General features: G+C 46.3%; 10 protein-coding genes. 4 read left to right on the forward strand and 6 right to left on the reverse strand.

Translation table 11 applies throughout. From position 1 onward, the window contains the following. Nucleotides 1-541: 541 nt before the first annotated feature. The 4 genes from ACXAD6_RS14935 to ACXAD6_RS14950 form a co-directional block, all read right to left on the reverse strand. Nucleotides 542-4,831, reverse strand: coding sequence for a cell wall-binding repeat-containing protein (locus ACXAD6_RS14935; protein WP_474969548.1), 4,290 nt, complete (start codon nt 4,829-4,831; stop codon nt 542-544). 228 nt (nt 4,832-5,059) lie between these two features. Then, nucleotides 5,060-5,464 carry a GNAT family N-acetyltransferase gene (locus ACXAD6_RS14940; protein ID WP_474969549.1) on the reverse strand — a complete coding sequence of 135 codons (405 nt, stop codon included), beginning with the start codon at nt 5,462-5,464 and terminating at the stop codon, nt 5,060-5,062. A 116-nt stretch (nt 5,465-5,580) separates the two neighbouring features. Beyond that, the gene (locus tag ACXAD6_RS14945; RefSeq protein ID WP_474969550.1) at nt 5,581-7,647 is read right to left on the reverse strand and encodes a S8 family serine peptidase; all 2,067 of its coding nucleotides are present in this window, start codon (nt 7,645-7,647) and stop codon (nt 5,581-5,583) included. Between the two features lie 175 nt (nt 7,648-7,822). Further along, complete coding sequence (locus ACXAD6_RS14950) at nt 7,823-8,593, reverse strand: tyrosine-protein phosphatase (RefSeq protein WP_474969551.1); 771 nt, start codon at nt 8,591-8,593, stop codon at nt 7,823-7,825. Nucleotides 8,594-9,152: 559 nt separating this feature from the next. Between ACXAD6_RS14950 and ACXAD6_RS14955 the strand changes: the two genes are divergently transcribed. Genes ACXAD6_RS14955 through ACXAD6_RS14970 form a run of 4 tightly spaced genes read left to right on the forward strand, consistent with a single transcriptional unit; the run spans nt 9,153 to nt 14,876 of the window. Further along, nucleotides 9,153-10,748 carry a DUF2334 domain-containing protein gene (locus tag ACXAD6_RS14955; RefSeq protein WP_474969552.1) on the forward strand — a complete coding sequence of 532 codons (1,596 nt, stop codon included), beginning with the start codon at nt 9,153-9,155 and terminating at the stop codon, nt 10,746-10,748. Between the two features lie 52 nt (nt 10,749-10,800). Next, entirely contained in the window at nt 10,801-12,516 is a 1,716-nt protein-coding gene (locus tag ACXAD6_RS14960; protein ID WP_474969553.1) for a DUF2334 domain-containing protein, read from the forward strand. Continuing rightward, entirely contained in the window at nt 12,509-13,789 is a 1,281-nt protein-coding gene (locus ACXAD6_RS14965; protein ID WP_474970436.1) for a glycosyltransferase family 2 protein, read from the forward strand. The genes ACXAD6_RS14960 and ACXAD6_RS14965 overlap by 8 nt, the downstream gene beginning before the upstream one ends. Next, on the forward strand, nt 13,767-14,876 hold the full coding sequence (locus tag ACXAD6_RS14970; protein WP_474969554.1) for a glycosyl hydrolase family 8: 1,110 nt from the start codon (nt 13,767-13,769) through the stop codon (nt 14,874-14,876). Before ACXAD6_RS14965 ends, ACXAD6_RS14970 begins: the two co-directional genes overlap by 23 nt. 782 nt (nt 14,877-15,658) lie before the next feature. Here ACXAD6_RS14970 and ACXAD6_RS14975 read toward each other — a convergent pair. Together ACXAD6_RS14975 and ACXAD6_RS14980 are read right to left on the reverse strand one after the other, a co-directional pair. Further along, on the reverse strand, nt 15,659-16,426 hold the full coding sequence (locus ACXAD6_RS14975; RefSeq protein ID WP_474969555.1) for a glycosyltransferase family 2 protein: 768 nt from the start codon (nt 16,424-16,426) through the stop codon (nt 15,659-15,661). Nucleotides 16,427-16,440: 14 nt separating this feature from the next. Then, nucleotides 16,441-17,706 (reverse strand): sugar transferase, encoded by a 1,266-nt coding sequence (locus ACXAD6_RS14980; protein WP_474969556.1) that lies wholly within the window; start codon nt 17,704-17,706, stop codon nt 16,441-16,443. Between the last annotated feature and the right edge of the window lie 4 nt (nt 17,707-17,710).

Below are 17,710 nucleotides of genomic sequence, written 5' to 3' on the forward strand. Positions count from 1 at the left end.
AAGCGCAATGTGACCCTTTACGCGCAGCCGAAGCAGGTCCGCGGGAGTTTTTTCCATTAGCTCTGTTACTGCTTGGTGTTGTTATTTAGCATGTGAGCTCAGATCACCCCTTTCTGTCATGGGATTTGGATGAGGCGGCCTTGGGCCTCCTCAGGCTGCGCCTTCCGGGGTCTCACGATGTACCTTCATCCCACAGGAGTCCCGCCATTCCCAAGGCCGCCTCTGCAAAGTAGGGTAGTTAGAAAGGACATAACCGAAGTCCGTTACACCACTACGAAAGGGATGGCAGGGAAAACAGGTAGACTCCTGCGGGAAAAAGGAACAAGGGGAGACCCCGGAGAACGAAGTTCGAGGAGGCTCATCGTTCCCCGCGGAAAGCGGACGGTTTTCCCTGCCATCCCATCCCCTGAGTAAATAACGGACCGGACCCCTGATTCCAGACGGAGACGATTTAGTAATCGTTTAGAATGTAAACAACAGACTTTAACAGAGCTTTTCCATTAAAAGAACCCTCCAGTATGGAGGGTTCTTTTAAAACAGCTTATTTGGTGACTTTGTTCTGAAGTTCTTCCTTCGCTTCTGGTCCTACAGCAGCATCGCCGCCGAGAACAGTGACAGAAGAGATATCATGGGTATACACATACTTCGTTAAGTACGCATCCACTTCTTTCGGAAGATCATCAGGCTGAACGAGCAGGAGCATACCATCTTTACCTGTTACAAGCGGTGCAGATGCAAGAGCATCCGGATAGTTACGTCCGCTTGCAGCAAATAGATTCGCTGCATTCGGCTCGAATTCTTCCAAAATGCTGACGAGCGTGCCGTAACGGTTCGCACCGGACAGGCGCTCCACGGAAACGGCGACTTCTTTCGCCTGGTCAGCGACCTCATCAGAGATGACGCCTGTTCCACCGACCACATAAACGTCTTCGTTTTCAAGGACAGCCAGAGCTTCGTCAGATAGATCCTTGCCGTTTGTCAATACAATCGGCATGCCCTCAGCACCTGCGATAGAAGCGGCACTCAACGCATCCGCATAGTTTTTACCTGTCGCAAGGAATACACCATTTCCTTCAAAACCAAAGTCGTTCTGCAGTTTTTCTACAATCTCAAGGTTTGTGCTGTAACGTGTATCACCGGAAACCCGCTCAATCTGATCAGAAGCAATACTGATCGTGTTCAACTGAGCGAAGACATCAGGAGAAACGACGCCTTCTCCACCGACAAGATAAACGTTTTCTGCACCAAGGCGCTCAATTTCTTTCAGCGCTTCCTTGCTCAGCTTCCCATCTCTGTTTACTGGGATGACCGGCGCTTCTGCAGCAGAAGCCATTGGTCCAGCTGACAAGGCATCCGGGAAGTTATAAGCGGTCGTTACTACAACGGTATCCGCTCCACCATCCGGGTAAAGGTCTTGGGAAATTTCAAGCGCTGTACCTTCACGCGTTTTACCGGAAAGGACATTAACAACGTCCGCATCCGTTGTTACTGGTACAAGGTCGAGCACTTCATCTGTATCGGCATCCACCATGTACAGACCCGCGTAGCCTTTGATCGGCTGTTCTGGAGTCGTGATGGAAAGAGGAACGTCTACGGTTTCCCCGACACCAAGTTTAGTAGCTTTGGCATCTGTTGTAACAGAACCTTCGCCTTTTTCATCAGAATCATAAGATAGAAGCTTTTCTTCAGTCATGTTCAGCTTGTAATCAACAGAAGCCGAACCGGTGCCGAAGTAATCCACAGCAATCTGATAGTTTCCATCAGGAAGACCCGTTACAGTAAAAGCTTCATCATTGGAGCTGGAGGCACTGGAGGCGACTTCATCTCCATCTTCATTGAATAGGAACAGGTCCAGATCAACCGGCTCAGCAGGAGCCACATCTACGCTCAAGGAGACATTGTTTTTGATTTCAACATCAATCAAATCACCATCATTCGGGATTTCGTCGACTTCCTGAGTGACTGTTCCTTCAATGGTTTTGTTGATAGGGCCGCTGAAGCCGACCGTTTCGAACTTCACGTTTGCCGCTTCTTTCATGTAGTTGGTAAAGGATACTTCTTCCTCGAAGGTTTCAGAAGATCCGACTTTACCAAGATCGATGCTGCCCGGCTCACTGACGATATCCTGGGCGACTGCATCTAAGGTGTACTTGTTCATTTCCTTACCTTCTTGAGGAGCAATCGTTCCATAAACATGGACTTCCCATACCCCGGCCTTCGGAGATGGAACAACAACATCCTCGACATCAATGCCGTCGTAGCCGGCATATCCGACAAACTCATTTACCTGTGTGCCATCTGGATTAAACACCAGCATACGGACACGGCCTTGGAACTCTCCGCTTTCCTTCAGAGCGTTCAAGGAGAAACGCAGCTCACTTACACCGGAATCAACGTCGAAGGTGTAGCCTTTCGTCTGGGAAGACTGCACTTCGTCTGTCGTTCTGAAGCGGTGTTTGTTTTCTTTCGTGAACTCATAGCCCGTGATGATCGTCTGGGCACTTCTAGCTTCGACATAAGGTGTGGAAGCATCATCAATGATTAAGTTCCCTGCGTTCACACCCGTTTCAAGCTTGGATGCATCGTACACGACATCGATATACTCATATTCGCCTGCACCGAGTTTGACTTCATCAACCGATGGCGTAAACCAGTCATGGGAGGCGGAAACATCAAGAGTCTTGGCTTGATCAGAAGTGTTTTCAATCAACACTTCCACGGTTTCTGGAATGTCCTTGTTGCGCACATACAATCCAGGTCCGCCGGAGATTTTCTCCCCGTGGAAGACCGTTACATCGACATTTTCCACATCATTGACAAAGTTATCTCTCATGTACTCGTAGGCAGCTGGAACATTGATCAGTCCCTGACCTTCCTGAGCACGGTTGTAACCGTCCAGTTTATCCGCTGTCTGTACGAGTGCTTCGCGGGCCAGTTCATAATCAAATGGCAGACGGTCTTTTTCTGCAGCTGATTTCAGCAATGCTACAGCCCCGGCTACATGCGGTGCTGACATACTCGTTCCCTGGAGGACATCATAAGCATGGCCTTCCGGGAATTGGTGGACAGGCTGAGCCGCATAGGCAGAACCAGGCGCTACGATATCCGGCTTCTGATCTCCGGCTTCATTCGGTCCTACAGAGGAGAAGTACCAGAGGCCATCCCCTTCAAGCGGATTGCCGTCTTCATCTTTACCATAAGGATAGGCACCATATTCCTTCGCCCACATCTGCTCATCAATATGTGCACCAACAGAAATGACGCTGGCTACGTCCCCAGGTGAACCGACCGTATCAATTCCAGGTCCGCTGTTCCCCGCAGATGTAACAAAAACGATATCGTATTGGTCGCTGAGCAGAGTCATCAACTCGCCGTAACTTCCGCCGCCATCATTCAAGTCCGGCAGAGAGCCAAGGCTCAAGTTGGCAACATCGACACCGTATCCACCTTTAGATTCAGGCAGGGCAGCATCAATCATCGCGCGTTGAATACTCCACGTATAAGCTCCGCCTTCTTCTTTGAACACACGAAGACCGACAAGCTCAGCTTCCGGAGCCACACCTTCACCGGCGATCGCTCCTGTAGCGTTGGATTTCAGAGGCCCATTAGCTGCAGAAATTCCGGCAACGTGGGAACCGTGACCGTTGAAGTCTGTAAACAAGTTGACCTTCTTCACAGCATCGAATTCCTGAGTTTCATTGTTTAATAGTTTTTGCTCTTCCAAATTGTTCACACGGAAGTTGGCACCGGCTACATCATCCGTAGGGTCGATATCAAAAGTACCCGTTTCGCCTTCTTTATAGGCCGTCTCATCTGTAAAATCAAAGTCAAAGTCTGTATCCACATAGACTTCATCCCCTGCTAGAAGGACAGGGAACCAGTCGCCAAAGGTTTCTCCAGACTCACCATCGCCGTTAAGGTCGGCCTTGGCTTCGAACCAGGTTTCTCCGTAATACAACTTATCATCGGAAGAGTCGATTCCCTCGGTCTTGAAAATACCTTCGTAGATCGTGTCTCCTTCTTCAAACTCATCAAAGAAAGGAACATCCCCTTCCGCCAGATAATTGGCGTTCTGACCCGTATATTCCTTGTAGCTGGAATAACGCTCCTCAGCGGCGTAAGGACGGTCTATGAATTCGTTGGAAATCGTATAGTCTCTGACGTCTGTAATCTGGGAATCCCCATATTTTCTCGTTTCCTCAAATACTTCCTCAGAAGTTTCATCCGACTCTTCATCAACTTCCGGAAGATCTGTGAAGGATTCGTGTCCTGGATCTGGACCAGAGTCGATGATTCCAATACGGACACCTTCACCGCTGAATTTATCGTGGAAACCATCAACGCCTGTAGATGGATGGGTCTCCAGCTGATCCGGGTCAACAACTGCATCTTTATCCACCTGGTCCTGGCCGTCCGTATTCAATTCATCAGGATTGACCGGTGCAAGTTCAAGCTCTTGGTTCTCCCCAACCGTACGAACCGAATCAAGCTTTACGATATCCAGAATTTTATTGGTCGGCACTTCAGCCAGATAGCCATAGTTTTTATGGTTTTGGATGACTTTGACGCCCAGCTTCTCCAACTGTTTTGTCGCATCCGTTTTCCCGTCACCGATTATGACCAGCTCTTGTTTTGATTCCGAGCTGTTAGCGAGGGAAACGACTTCATCATAATTCATTAACGTGTTAAAAGATTTCGCAGCTTTTGTTTCTGCCTGAACCCCTGTTGTTCCATATGTACCAATCCCGGCAAACGAAGACGCAACGATAGCTGCACTGGCTAACACCGATAATGCTTTCTTCTTCACGTTCTTTTTGTTTTTCTCAGCCACCAAAGTAAATGACCTCCCTATGATATTGGTCCAACAATAAGAATTTCTATGCCTCCTTTTTTTTCATAAATATTTCAAAATATTACAAATTAGATTGTACGTTATCCTCCGAATATCGTCAATGAATATTCGCTCAATTTAGAATATTTGTGACAAATAAAAAACCCGGTGATTTCACCGGGTTCGGCCATTCTTCCTATGAAAAATCATGCACATGAACGAGTCATGTCAAATAAGGTCCGAGATGAACAGAGGGGTGGTTCCCTCTTCTTTTTGAAAACCAAGTTTTCCATAAAACTCCATCACGTCCGGGTAGGCAATCAGCACCTTCGTCCGGCATGTTTGGTATCGACCCAGCATGTGGTCCATCATGACTTTCCCAATACCTCTGCCCTGGTACTCCGGATGGATCAGCATGTAATGAAAATAAACCGTCAATGCACCATCAGACAACGCATTCACCAAACCAATCAACCGCCTGCCGTCCCAGGCTGTCATCACGGAATGTGATCCCTGAATCGCTTGTAACAGTTCATCAGGATAGCTGCCTGAGTCCCATTCCACAGAGGTGAATAACGTCTGCAGATCATCCCGGGTGATGTTCCCTGTCGTTGAAGCATAGGAGATTTCCATACAAAACCTCCTTTCCTGAAGATTTCCGAATTCCCTCCCGTACCTTTGTCCTACGAAAGAAACTGCAGGAGGAACTTATTCCTCCAAAGAAAAACCGACTTTCTTCCTATTATAAATTACCGGTAAAAAATATCATCGATTTCCCACGCATGCTCTGCAGGTACAGGCTGCGTCCCTCCAATCATGTAATAACTGGAACGTTCATCGAACCTCCGGATGCTTTCAGCTGTTACAGGTGCATACCTCTCGTTCGTCAAAATAACCGGACTTTCCGTTTTCACGGCCAGAGGAGCAGCTGCCATCGCGTCCGGGAAGTTCTGTCCAGTTGTAAAATAGAGCGTACCGGCAGAAGGAGAGCCAAAGGTCTGGTGCATCGCCTTGTTCGTCTCATATCGATTTTTCCCTGAAACCCTTAGTGGATTGGCATCGGGAAGGGCTGTGGCGACCTTTTCAGAAATTGGCTGGGTCCCACCGACAATATAATTCTTTGTAATGCCTTCTTCTTCCATATATGTTTGGACAGCCTCTGGAATTTCACCCTGCTTCACATATAAAATCGGATACTGCTTTATTCCGCTGTACGCCGATGCCGATAAAGCATCAGGGAATTCCTGACCTGAAACAACGAAACCTTTGTTTGTATCATAAGGAATGGATTCATTGACAGCTACAGCCGTCTCATACCTGTCCGCTCCCTTAATCCTGTGGACGTCATAGCCTGATTTTTCAACATCGTCCTCCACTCCAGAAGGAACGGCCACTTCTCCTCCGATAATGATGACGTCGGTCGCGTCCAACCGCTTCAATTCATCTTTAATCGACAGGGAGAGTTCACTGCGGCGTTCTAAGAGAACAGGGCTGTCCAGATAAGAAGCAAGCGGTGATGCAGCCAGACTATCAGGAAAATCCTTTCCTGTAGCGAGAATCACGAATTTCCCCTGCTCCTTTTTTCCGTCGATGGTCAACGTCTCTTCTTGTAGAGCGTCCCATCCTTTTTCAGAAATGGCTGTCGACGTTTCAACGGAAGTCGCTCCAGATATCCGTCGATAATCCCGAACCTGGTCAAGCGTTTTCCCGGCATCAATCATCCCTTCTCCAAGCTCGTACGTACTGGAAGCAGGTTCTGCTGCATTGACAATCAACCGCTGCACCTGTCCAGCCTTTAAATAAGGAGCGTGGTTTTCAACTAAGGCCGCAAGACCACTCACATGACCGGAGGACATGCTTGTTCCCCCCATGCTCGTATACCCATTGTCCAGGTAGGTACTATAAAGGTCTGTTCCCGGAGTGATGACATCAACTTCAGGGCCATAATTGGAAAAAGAAGCTTTTTCTTTTTCTTCGAGGTCATAACTTCCGACAGAAATCACCGGATCCAAAGCCGCGGGGTACAACGCTTTTTCGCGATCATCGTTCCCAGCGGCAGCCACGACGAGGACGCCTTCCTGTTGAGCAAATGCAATGGCATCGGCCAGTGCTGTCCGGTAGACATACGTTCCAAGGCTTAGGTTGATGATATCTACGCCTTGTTCTACAGCGTAGTCAATTCCTTCAATTACGTCGGACAAATTCCCGGACTTAGCCTCCATCACTTTCACAGGCATCATCTGTACATCTCCCGTGGATAAGGATGAAACGCCGAGATTATTATTTGTAGCCGCACCGATCAAACCGGCAACATGGGTTCCATGGCCGAAGGTATCTTCCGGGTCCTCTGATGGTTCGAGGATATTCGTCCCCTCGACTAATCTGCCCTTTAGATCCGGGTGCTTGAGGCTCACTCCGGAATCAATGACCGCAACGACCGGGTCCTTTCCTCTTACCTTTGCATAAGTCGTCCAGGCTTCTTCCGCATTCACAGCATCAAAAGTCTCTTTCTGATTAAGGTAATAGGGATCGTCAGGAATTTCCCCCTGAGCATACACTTTCACATCTGTTTCAATGTATTCCACATCAGGATCCTTCGCCAGTTCCTTTTGTTTCTCAGCGACTTGTTCTTTATCAACTGGTACTACATCCACCGGGAAAGACTGCCCCCCTGACTGTGAGGTGACGTTATCTTTATATTTTACGATCAGGTGAACCTGTTCTCCCTCCTCGGCATGGATCGCTGGAATCATTAAACTGAACATCATAAAGAAGACTGCGGCTGCAATGATCGATCGTACGAAGTTCCCGTTCATATATGTACTCCTTTTTATGTAGTAGAGAATACGGGACTGGTTCTAGTCGGATGCCCGTATCCTCCTTTTAGTTTACATGGGGCTGCAGTTTTTTTAAATATTGACTTTGTACCCATCCTTATGGACCGTGACGTTGATCAGGCATAAAGAAAACGCTGGATTTGATACCCAGCGTTTACGATTGAAATGGGAAAATCCCAAGTGTCTTTTTCGTTTTCATCCGTTCCGGTGGATCAGTATAAACCATCTCCCCATCAAGGAGTACATGCGCATTCTCCATAAACTGATACATCACATCAGAACCAAATGATTTCTGAACCTTATCATACGCCTGCCTTAAGAAAGAGCCTCTTTTCTTATCATCTACAGCATGGGAAGCAACCACATGCGCCAAATTATGACGGATCATCTGCATCGCAAGCTTCTGGGAAGGTTTTCCCTGTTTATTCGCTAAGCTTGCCGCTGAAATTTGGGTCACGGCACCATTTTTCACAAATTGGTACAGCAGATCCGGCTGCTGCTGGAACACCTGATTCTGTTCAGGATGAACGATGACAGGAATAAACCCTTCCATCTGCATATCATACAGAACCTGCTTGGCATAATGTGGGACGTCCTTGTTAGAGAACACCACGTAAATGTATGGGGTCTTTTCATTCATCGGGAGAATGGAACCATTTTTAAGATCATCGACAAGTTCACCGTAGATCTTCACCTCATGTCCTGGGAGTATATGGAGTTCAATCCCTTGATCGAACAATTCCCTGTTTAACTCTTCGCATTGGTTTTTAACTGCTCTTGGACTCTGCTCAGGATGGAATCTTGGAGCGGCTACAATCGTTTCTACACCCTGTTCAGCAGCTTTTTGGGCCATCGCCAGGCTCCCCTGCATCGACTCCGGTCCATCAACAGTACCCGGAAGGATTTTGCAGTTCAAATCAATCATACCTCTCACCTCTCTGCGTTTTATAGAAGAATCCTTCTTTAAAGGAAACAAATGGCTAAAAAATAAAAGAAGCTGAAGGCTTCCCCGGACGTTCATTATTGAGAACTATATCCAGTATAATACAGACGTCCTCCTGGAATAAAGGGGGATTTTGCTTTATTTTAAACGTCATTCTCCTTAAATTATGGATCTTCCCCACTATAGAGGTCTATATCTCTATATTACTTTATATATCTTCCATTTTTGTTTTAATGTAGAAATGATAAATTTCATAGAATTTCCAAAAAAAAGATATGTTCTGTATTCTTATCCCTATTTCTCAATCGAGAACATATGAGATACTATCTATACAGAAAAAACGACATATAATAAGGATTAAACTGCTCCCATAGCTTTCAAATTCCCTGTGGAGTGTGGACGAGCGAACCTGCAGCCATATAATATGAGTCTAAATGTTCATTATTCCAGAGTATCTTCCATCTTCAGATATACTTCTTGTAATCTTTTGTAATTTGTTGTACGTTCTTTATAAAGAATACGTCTGAGGGAGGAGGTCGAATTGCCTCAAAAAATCCTCCTGTTCCTATGGATAGTCCTGGCATTTCCATTCGCTGTCTCTGCCCAGGAGGAACAAGGAATCAAAGAACCGCCTTTTGTAACCGTCGTCTATTCGTCAGATCAGGGGGAATCTGATCCGAACATCCAGAAGCTTGATTTTCTCATCAGTCATTTTACAACCAAGCAGGAATGGATGGATGCCGGAGAATTAAAACCGGAAGATCTTGAAAAAACAACGCATCTTTTATATTTCGGAGCTGTTCAGCGTTCTCTTTCCAACTCCACTCGAAGAGCCATTGATCAATTCAATGGGATCAAGACAGCTTTTGGCTATAATGCTGATCAGCTGGAAGGGTTTGATTTTTATCAATATACCGGGGGTAAGCGGTTGGCAACCGAATTATCCGGTCCCTTCACAGAAGAGAAACTCCCTCTTACAGAAGCTCAGCAGGTATTGGATATCGAGGTTTCAGATGCCGGGAAAATCTGGTTGTATGGGGAATACAAGGGGGCGTCATTTCCCCTGCTCATTCAAGCATCCTCCCATTATTATTACGGGGATACCGATATCTCCTATTCAGATTCCATTGCACTGAGTGAAGTGTTTCATGAAATTTTCGGCATGCCCCATTCAGAGATCCACCCTGGTTTTCTACGATTGGAAGATGTTAACCCGACCCTCGATCCATCCCTGCTTATGGATTGTGCCGATTTTTTATTCTCTCAGGATATCCCTTTTATGGTATCGGTCACACCCGTTTACAAAAACCCGGAGGCAGGGGAAACCTATTACCTTGAGGATGCTCCCCAGCTTATTGAAGCTCTGCAGACCATTCAGAATAAAGGAGCTGTCATCGTCCTGCATGGGTATACCGATCAACACGGGGAAGGAGTGTCCGGAGACGGGTTTGAGTTTTCACCAGAAGAAAACGAGCAGATGAATGAAGAAAATCTCATACAGACGCTGAACAATAAACTGCAGAAAGGCATCCATCAACTCGCTGCACACAACCTGGTCCCTTATGGATTTGAGTCGTCCCACTACAGCCTCACGAAGGAGGGATATCGGACGGTTTCCCGTTATTTCCCTATATACATTGGACAGGTGCAGCTATCTGATTCCAATTGGATGGTAATGGAAGAGTCACCGGTACTGACCAAGCCTGATATGCTGAATAACATGACATTTATTCCAGAGACTCTTCGATATCAGGAAGATGGTAACACTTCTTCTATAGACGATATGATGGAACGGGCGTCCCGCCTTCAGTTTACGAGAGACAGTGTGATGAGTGCTTTTTACCACCCTTATATGGGAGTCGACGGATTGAAGGAGATGATCCAGGAATTGAACACAATTCCTGGACTCGTGTGGCAGGGGCTTCCGGTGAATCCTCAAAAAGAAGAGGAGTGGCTGGGGGAAGACAAAAAAGAACCGCAAGTGGAAAAACCCGCAGAAACACCTGCATTAAATAAACGGGAGGTTACATTTACTATGGAATGGTTACCCATTATTACCGGGATCAGTCTTTCAAGTATAGTCATCGGTATGTCGTATATGATATCGATCAGAAAACGACGGGAAGATGAGTTTTAATATACCCTTTCGTTCTTTATAAAAAACAAACATTCTTTAAAGAGGTGCAAACATGAAGAAATACCTGATCGTCTTATGTGCTTTCCTGATGGTGTTCACCAGTAAAGGCCTGGTTTCTGCTGAAGCAGAAGATACAAAAACACTGGTTGTTTATTCATCCTTGAACCGTCAGATTGACGAAGACGAACGCAAATTGGACATGCTTTTGAGTCATTTCACAGAAAACATCGATTTCGTTCATGTGTCTGATTTCCAGCCGGAAGATACGAAGGATACCACTCACGTCTTCTATTATGGCAGCCGGAGCGAACAGCTTCCCGATTCCTTCCTGGAATCCATCGGCACCTACGATGGCACCCTTACTGTGATCGGTCATAATCAAAAGCAATTCAACAATCATTTCAGCTTTGAAGCGTCGAAGAAGTTATCCAACTTCAACTATATGTACCTTGATGGAGATAAGAAAGATAAAATAAAGATCCCTCTTCAATCGTTATTCACCGTTCCAGAGACCAAAGACATGCAGGTGCTCGCCTGGGGAAAAGGTGGAAAGAAAACTCATCCATTAATAGTGGAGGAGCATGGATCTTATTTTGTGGCGTCTCCTGACGTCATCTCCCCTGTTTCTACACTGTTCGGAGATCTCCTTCATGAAATCTATCACAGCTCCTACGAGGAACAGCATCCAGGGTACATCCGCCTCGAAGATATTCACCCGCTGGTGGATCCTGAAAAATTAAAAGAAACAGGCGAGGTTCTCATTGAAAACGATATTCCTTTTATGATGGCAGTCATCCCTGTATATACGGATCCTGATACAGGCAAAAGGTCACACTTCTCAGATTATCCCGAAACGCTTGAGGTCATTAAAGACCTGCAGGAGAATGGTGGGTCGGTTGTTCTTCACGGGTATACCCACCAGTACCGTACCTCTGAAACAGGGGAAGGATTTGAATTTTGGGATGTAGAGAACAATACCCCCGTCTATAAAGAAGGCAGTGATCCAACCCCGATAAAAAGACCAGATGATTTTCATACAAGAGAAGCTTATCAAGACTATATGGCAGAACTGAAAGCTTTTGAAAAAGAGTATACAGAAACTAAGTTGAATAAAGGGATACAGGAACTCACCGGATTCGGCCTGTACCCCCTTGCGTTTGAGGCCCCTCACTACACGATGTCGCAGCACGGATATGAAATAGCCTCCCAATTCTTTTCCACGTATGTAGGGCAGATGCAGCTATCCGACGAGAATTGGCAGGTTATGGACAGCGCTCCATACACCACCTCCCCGTCATTCACTCATGGAATGACGGTTCTGCCCGAAACATTAGGCTATGTGGAACCTGATAACAACCATGCAGCAGAAGAGATTGTTCAGAAGGCAAAGCAGCAGTTGTTGGTAAGAGACGGCATGGTCTCCTTCTTCTATCACCCTTACCTCGGAGCTGAGCGCCTGGAAGAAGTGGTGGGTGGACTGAAGGAAATGCGTATTGATTGGATTGACTTGAAAGAAGAAGACACAACGGTCCAGTCAGATGAAGTGGTCATCACCACTGTTGACGGACAAGTGCATGTAGATAAGAATACGTTCCAATTATTCAGAGACTCCAAAACGCTGTTTAACTATTTTGTGCAGAATACCGCGGATAAAGTGACGTGGGCGATGGTCGGAGTCAGTTCTGTCAGTGTCCTGCTGTTTTGTTTTTACACTTTCATTTCCTACAGACGCTTAATACGAAACGAACGGAGTGATCAAGTTGGCTGACATTCTTCTCTACACGTCCCTTTTCCTCATATGGGCCATGTTGTTCTACCATATGTTCCTTATGCAGGGAGGCTACAGGCATTCCATTGAATACCGCCGTACAAAAGAGCGGTGGGAAAAGAAACCCTTCCACTATCCTTCTGTGAGTGTTCTGATTCCGGCTCACAATGAAGAAATGGTGATTGAAGAAACGATGAAGGCGATGCTGAACCTCAATTATCCAGAAGACAAAATTGAAGTCATCGTCATCAATGATAATTCCAGTGATGCCACAGGGGAAATCGTTGATACCTACGTCAAAAAATACCCGAGAATCAAGGCGGTTCATACGAAACCCCCGCACGCCGGCAAAGGTAAATCCGGTGCGTTGAACCAGGGTTTAAAGAAATCGACCGGCGATGTGATTGTCGTGTATGATGCCGATAATACCCCCGAGCCGGACGCGGTCCGCTACCTGGCGCTCGGCATTGAGAACGATGCCAAAGCCGGGGCCGTCGTCGGTAAGTTCCGGGTCACGAACGGAAACAAAAACCTGCTTACCCGCCTGATCAATATTGAGACCATTACCTTCCAATGGCTGGCGCAGGCCGGAAGATGGTTCTGGTTCAAAATGGCCACCATCCCCGGAACAAACTTTGCGATCCGCAGGTCGATCCTTGAAAAACTTGGCGGATGGGATGAGAAAGCCTTATCCGAAGATACCGAGCTGAGTTTCCGGGTCTACAATCTGGGCTACCACATCCGCTTCTTCCCAGCGGCGATCACCTGGGAACAGGAGCCGGAAGTATTGAAAGTATGGTGGAAACAGCGGACACGCTGGGCGCGTGGCAATGAGTATGTCATTTTCAAATACCTGTTCTCGCTTCACAAGCTGGAGAAAAAGAAGATTGTGATTGACCTCGTCTATTTCCTGTTCACCTATCTATTATTCTTCGGAGGGGTGATGATTTCCCACTCGATTTTCATTTTGAATCTTTTCTGGGATTTGAACTTGTCTATGGGAATGGTTTCTTATGTCCTTCTCGTCCTGGGCTTCCTCCTTTTTGTCACAGAGGTGACACTCAGCCTCAGCTTTGAAAGAGAGCAGCTCACGTGGAAAAACTTTGCGGTCGTCCTGTTTATGTATTTCACCTACTCCCAGCTCTGGATCATTCTCGTCGTCTACGCCTCCTTCCTTGAGGCGAAACGTATTCTGTTCAAACAGGAAGTGAAATGGTATAAAACACAGCGATTCCAAGGTAAGCAGACCAATGAAAACCGTTCAGCATCTTAAAGCAGGAGGAAAAAAGGCAGCGGTCTGGCTGCTGGTTATCCTCTTAGTCATGATCGGAGGGAGAATCATTTACGGAAATGAAGACAACCAGGATACCCTTGCCTTTTTAAAGACGTCCTTAACGAACGAGAACAACACACCTGCCACGTATATGAAACCGGAAACAGCTCTTGATTCTGACGAAGTGCAGGGAAGGGAGAGCTTATCAGAGTCGATGGGTTTTCTTCTCCTCTATGCGGTAGAAGCTGAGGATGAGTCGTTGTTTGAAGAGCAGTTTCAATTACTTCTGGATTACTTTATGGATGAGGAAGGGTTGATCTATTGGAAGATTAACTCTTCCGGACAACCTGAAGTACCTGTGAATGCTCTAGTGGATGATTTAAGAATCGTAAAGGCCCTCTATGCTGCAGGAGAACAATGGAACAAACCGAAATATACAGAAGCCGCAGCACAGGCAGGAAACTATGTCAGCCGGTCCTTAACGTATCAGTCCACCCTTGTCGATTATTCAGATCAGTCCAGCGGAGGAACAGCCCACTCCCTCACGCTTTCTTATATTGATGTGGAAGGGATAGAACTTCTCCGGCAGCAAGGGCATATCACTCAGGACGTCTATGATACGACCATCGACGTACTTGAAAAGGCAGAAACGAAGAACTCCTTCTACCCTAAGACCTACGACATTGCGAAGGGGTCTTTTGCCTATGATGAAGAAATCAACATGATCGACCAGATGATTACCGCCAATAACCGGCTGCAGCTGGGGATTCCTTCCAATGCCTTGATTTCTTTTATTAAGGAAGAAATGGAACAGGACGGTGTTCTTTATGGAAGATACAACCCTTCTGATTATGAGCCCGTAGTCGACTATGAATCTCCAGCTGTGTACGGCTTTTTAATCATGTACGCCATCGAATTGAAAGACAAAGAATTAGCCATGCAGGCGTATGATCGTATGACAGCGTTCCGTTCCAATCATGTGAGTTACCGCGGGGGATACTCCATTCATGATGGAAACACACACATTTTTGATAACCTCGTTCCTTTACTGGCTGTTGAAAAACTTAAGCATACCGGATGGCTTTAAGGCGGACAAGCCCCTATACCGCAGATAGTTGTTATCTATTCATTTACGAGTAAAGCTGTACGTATGTCGTGTTGATTGTCACTCAACGGTAGACATTCGGAATACCACGGATGGAAAAAGGGTGTCGAGAACTTTCTCGACACCCTTTCTACATGAGCAGGTACCGCTGGAAACGTGGACTTGTTCCTGTCCAGCACATAATTCTTCCATACTATGGAAAGTGGCCGCTGCATCATTTGTATACGAAACAGGAGGAGAGGATACTGAAGGTCATAACCATGATCATTCGAGTGTGATGGAGCACATGGAACTTAAAGAACAAGTAAAGAAAACATACAGGATCAAAAGAAGCTTCAAAAATTCAGGATTATAAAGGAAGGGAGTAAAGAGAAGGAAAAGGAGATTTCTTTTGAAGAATAAACCCCGTCGAAACCAGGAAAAAAATAAGCAATGATGACAGCCGTCGCTGTAAATATCCCGTAAAACGGAAAAACTCGGATCCGCCTTTTCATGAGAAAGGTGCAGGCCTGCGAAATCCCGCCGGCTTAACGATGATATAAGTATTCGATCATAAACCTTGTAACCACAAAGAAGAAATCAACCTCCTGTCCGTTCCCACAGAGCCCCATTCATCCACTGCTATCCCGCCTCTGAATAAAAAATGGGTGCTGGGACCGATGACAACAAAAAGAATGGCAGCGACACGGGAAAACTATATAGATCCCAGTCTGTGTCTGCTTTGATTTTTCATGTCTGCCATCTCCCTACTCTGAGGTGCCTGCTTACACAGGACGAAAGTGCTTTTTCACTCCATGAACCGTATAATTCATAAAATACCAGAGTGAACGCACACTATCGATCCCTTTCACTTTCCTGTACGTATTCCACGTCTTTTTTGCAGACTTCCATTTGTTGCTGGACAAAGAATCGCTGCACTTCCTGTAGAAGGCGAGTGGCTCATCGAATCCATAAGCCGTTGCTCCTGAGGATAACAGCATCAGCCATAAGCCGTAATCTTCTGAGCAATCTCTGTAAAGAGGCATACGGATCGATCCGAACCTGCGGCGGTCCAGCATCACCGTCAGTGTTCCAATGGAAGTGTTTTTCAAAAGATCTTTGTAGCGGACTTCCATTGGTGCCTTGAAAATAAGGTTTGTTTTTTCACCGCTTTCCTTCATCATTTTATAGGCGGTAAAGGTAAAAGCGGCATGCTTGGCTTTCATAAAAGAAAGCTGCTTTTCCAACTTCTCGGGCATCCATAAATCATCGCTGTCTAAGAAAGCGAGATATCTTCCCCGGGCTGATTCAATCGCCCGATTCCTGGCGTAGGCAGGGCCTTTGTTTTCATGCAGGCAGATCAACCGGATTCGATCGTCTTTTTCCTGCTCTCTTTTCACTATGGATACAGTCCCATCTTTGGAGCAGTCATCGACGATAATCATTTCCCAATCGGTATAGGTCTGTTTCTGAACCGTTCGAATGGTCTCCATAATATGCCCTGCAGCATGGTAGGCAGGCGTAATGATACTAACCCTATCCTTGCTCATCATGTCTCAACCTCCTATTAATGGATCGCTTGCTTTTTTTCAATGCGCTTCATTTTCGCGTCTGTGACTTCCACACCTCGAGCTTGATCACGCTGGAAAATGACTCTGATTGTCAGGAGTAATACCTTGATGTCCAGCAGAATACTGTATTTCCTCACGTAGGTCAGATCAAAGCGCAGCTTATTAAGAGGAGAGGTCGTGTACTTCCCATACACTTGTGCCAGCCCGGTTATTCCCGGCTTCACTTTAAAACGGTAACCATACTCCTCGTTTTCTTTCTTGAACTGTTTGACGAAATAATCCCGCTCCGGCCTTGGACCAATAAGACTCATATCTCCTTTGAGCACATTGAAAAGCTGAGGCAGTTCATCCAGCCGGGTCGCCCGTAAGAAGGCCCCCACTGGTGTAATCCGTGGATCCTTATCCTGGGCAAGCACCGGGCCGCTGTGCTTCTCGGCATCCACCACCATACTTCTGAACTTATATATGGAAAAAGGTCTTTCATTCATCCCCAGCCTTTCCTGCTTATAAAAAGCAGGTCCTTTGGAAGTGATCGGGATGAGGATGGTCAACACCGCAAGGACAGGGCTTGTCATTAGAAGGAAGGATGCAGATAATAAGAGATCCATCCCCCTTTTCAAGAGCTTCTGGAGCGTTGTCATATGAAAGGGTTTAATCGTAAAAACCAGTAAATCACCGGCATATCCTGTCTTCGCCTGATGAACGCCAAGGTCATAAAGCTCAGGAATGATAAAAATATCTTTGTCATACTTCAAAGCAAGGTTGGTCAGTGCTACCTTCTGATTCGAGGGAATCATATGATCGATGACCACTCGGTCAAAGCCGTCCTTCTGACGGTTGAAAAAGGATTCATCAGCATCTTTCAAAAAATAAATCAGTTCGTTCCTGGTGTTTTCATGAAAGAAATGTCCAGCTGAAAAGGGATCCTCGCCAATAAAGAGGACACGGGTGTGCTTTCTCGGCTTTCCTGTCGATCCAAAAACAGGAAGAAGCAGGAGAAGCACACCTGTCTGGAGCACGAGCGTAAACAGCACGAGTTGAACGTTCGACAGAGAAGGAGCTTCCGTTAATACGCTTATATTTAACAGGAAGAGAACGACAGCCCCCATGATCAGTCCTATGGGCTTCAAAGGAAGAGTCCTTAAGACATGAGGCACCTGGAAAACCGCTGACTTGATATACAACACCAGTCCGAAAACGAGAAGGGCAGCACTAAAGCAAACCGCTGTAACGAACCATCCATATTGAGTCATGATATCCATGCTT

The organism is Halobacillus sp. ABH2_015 (genome assembly GCF_056158945.1).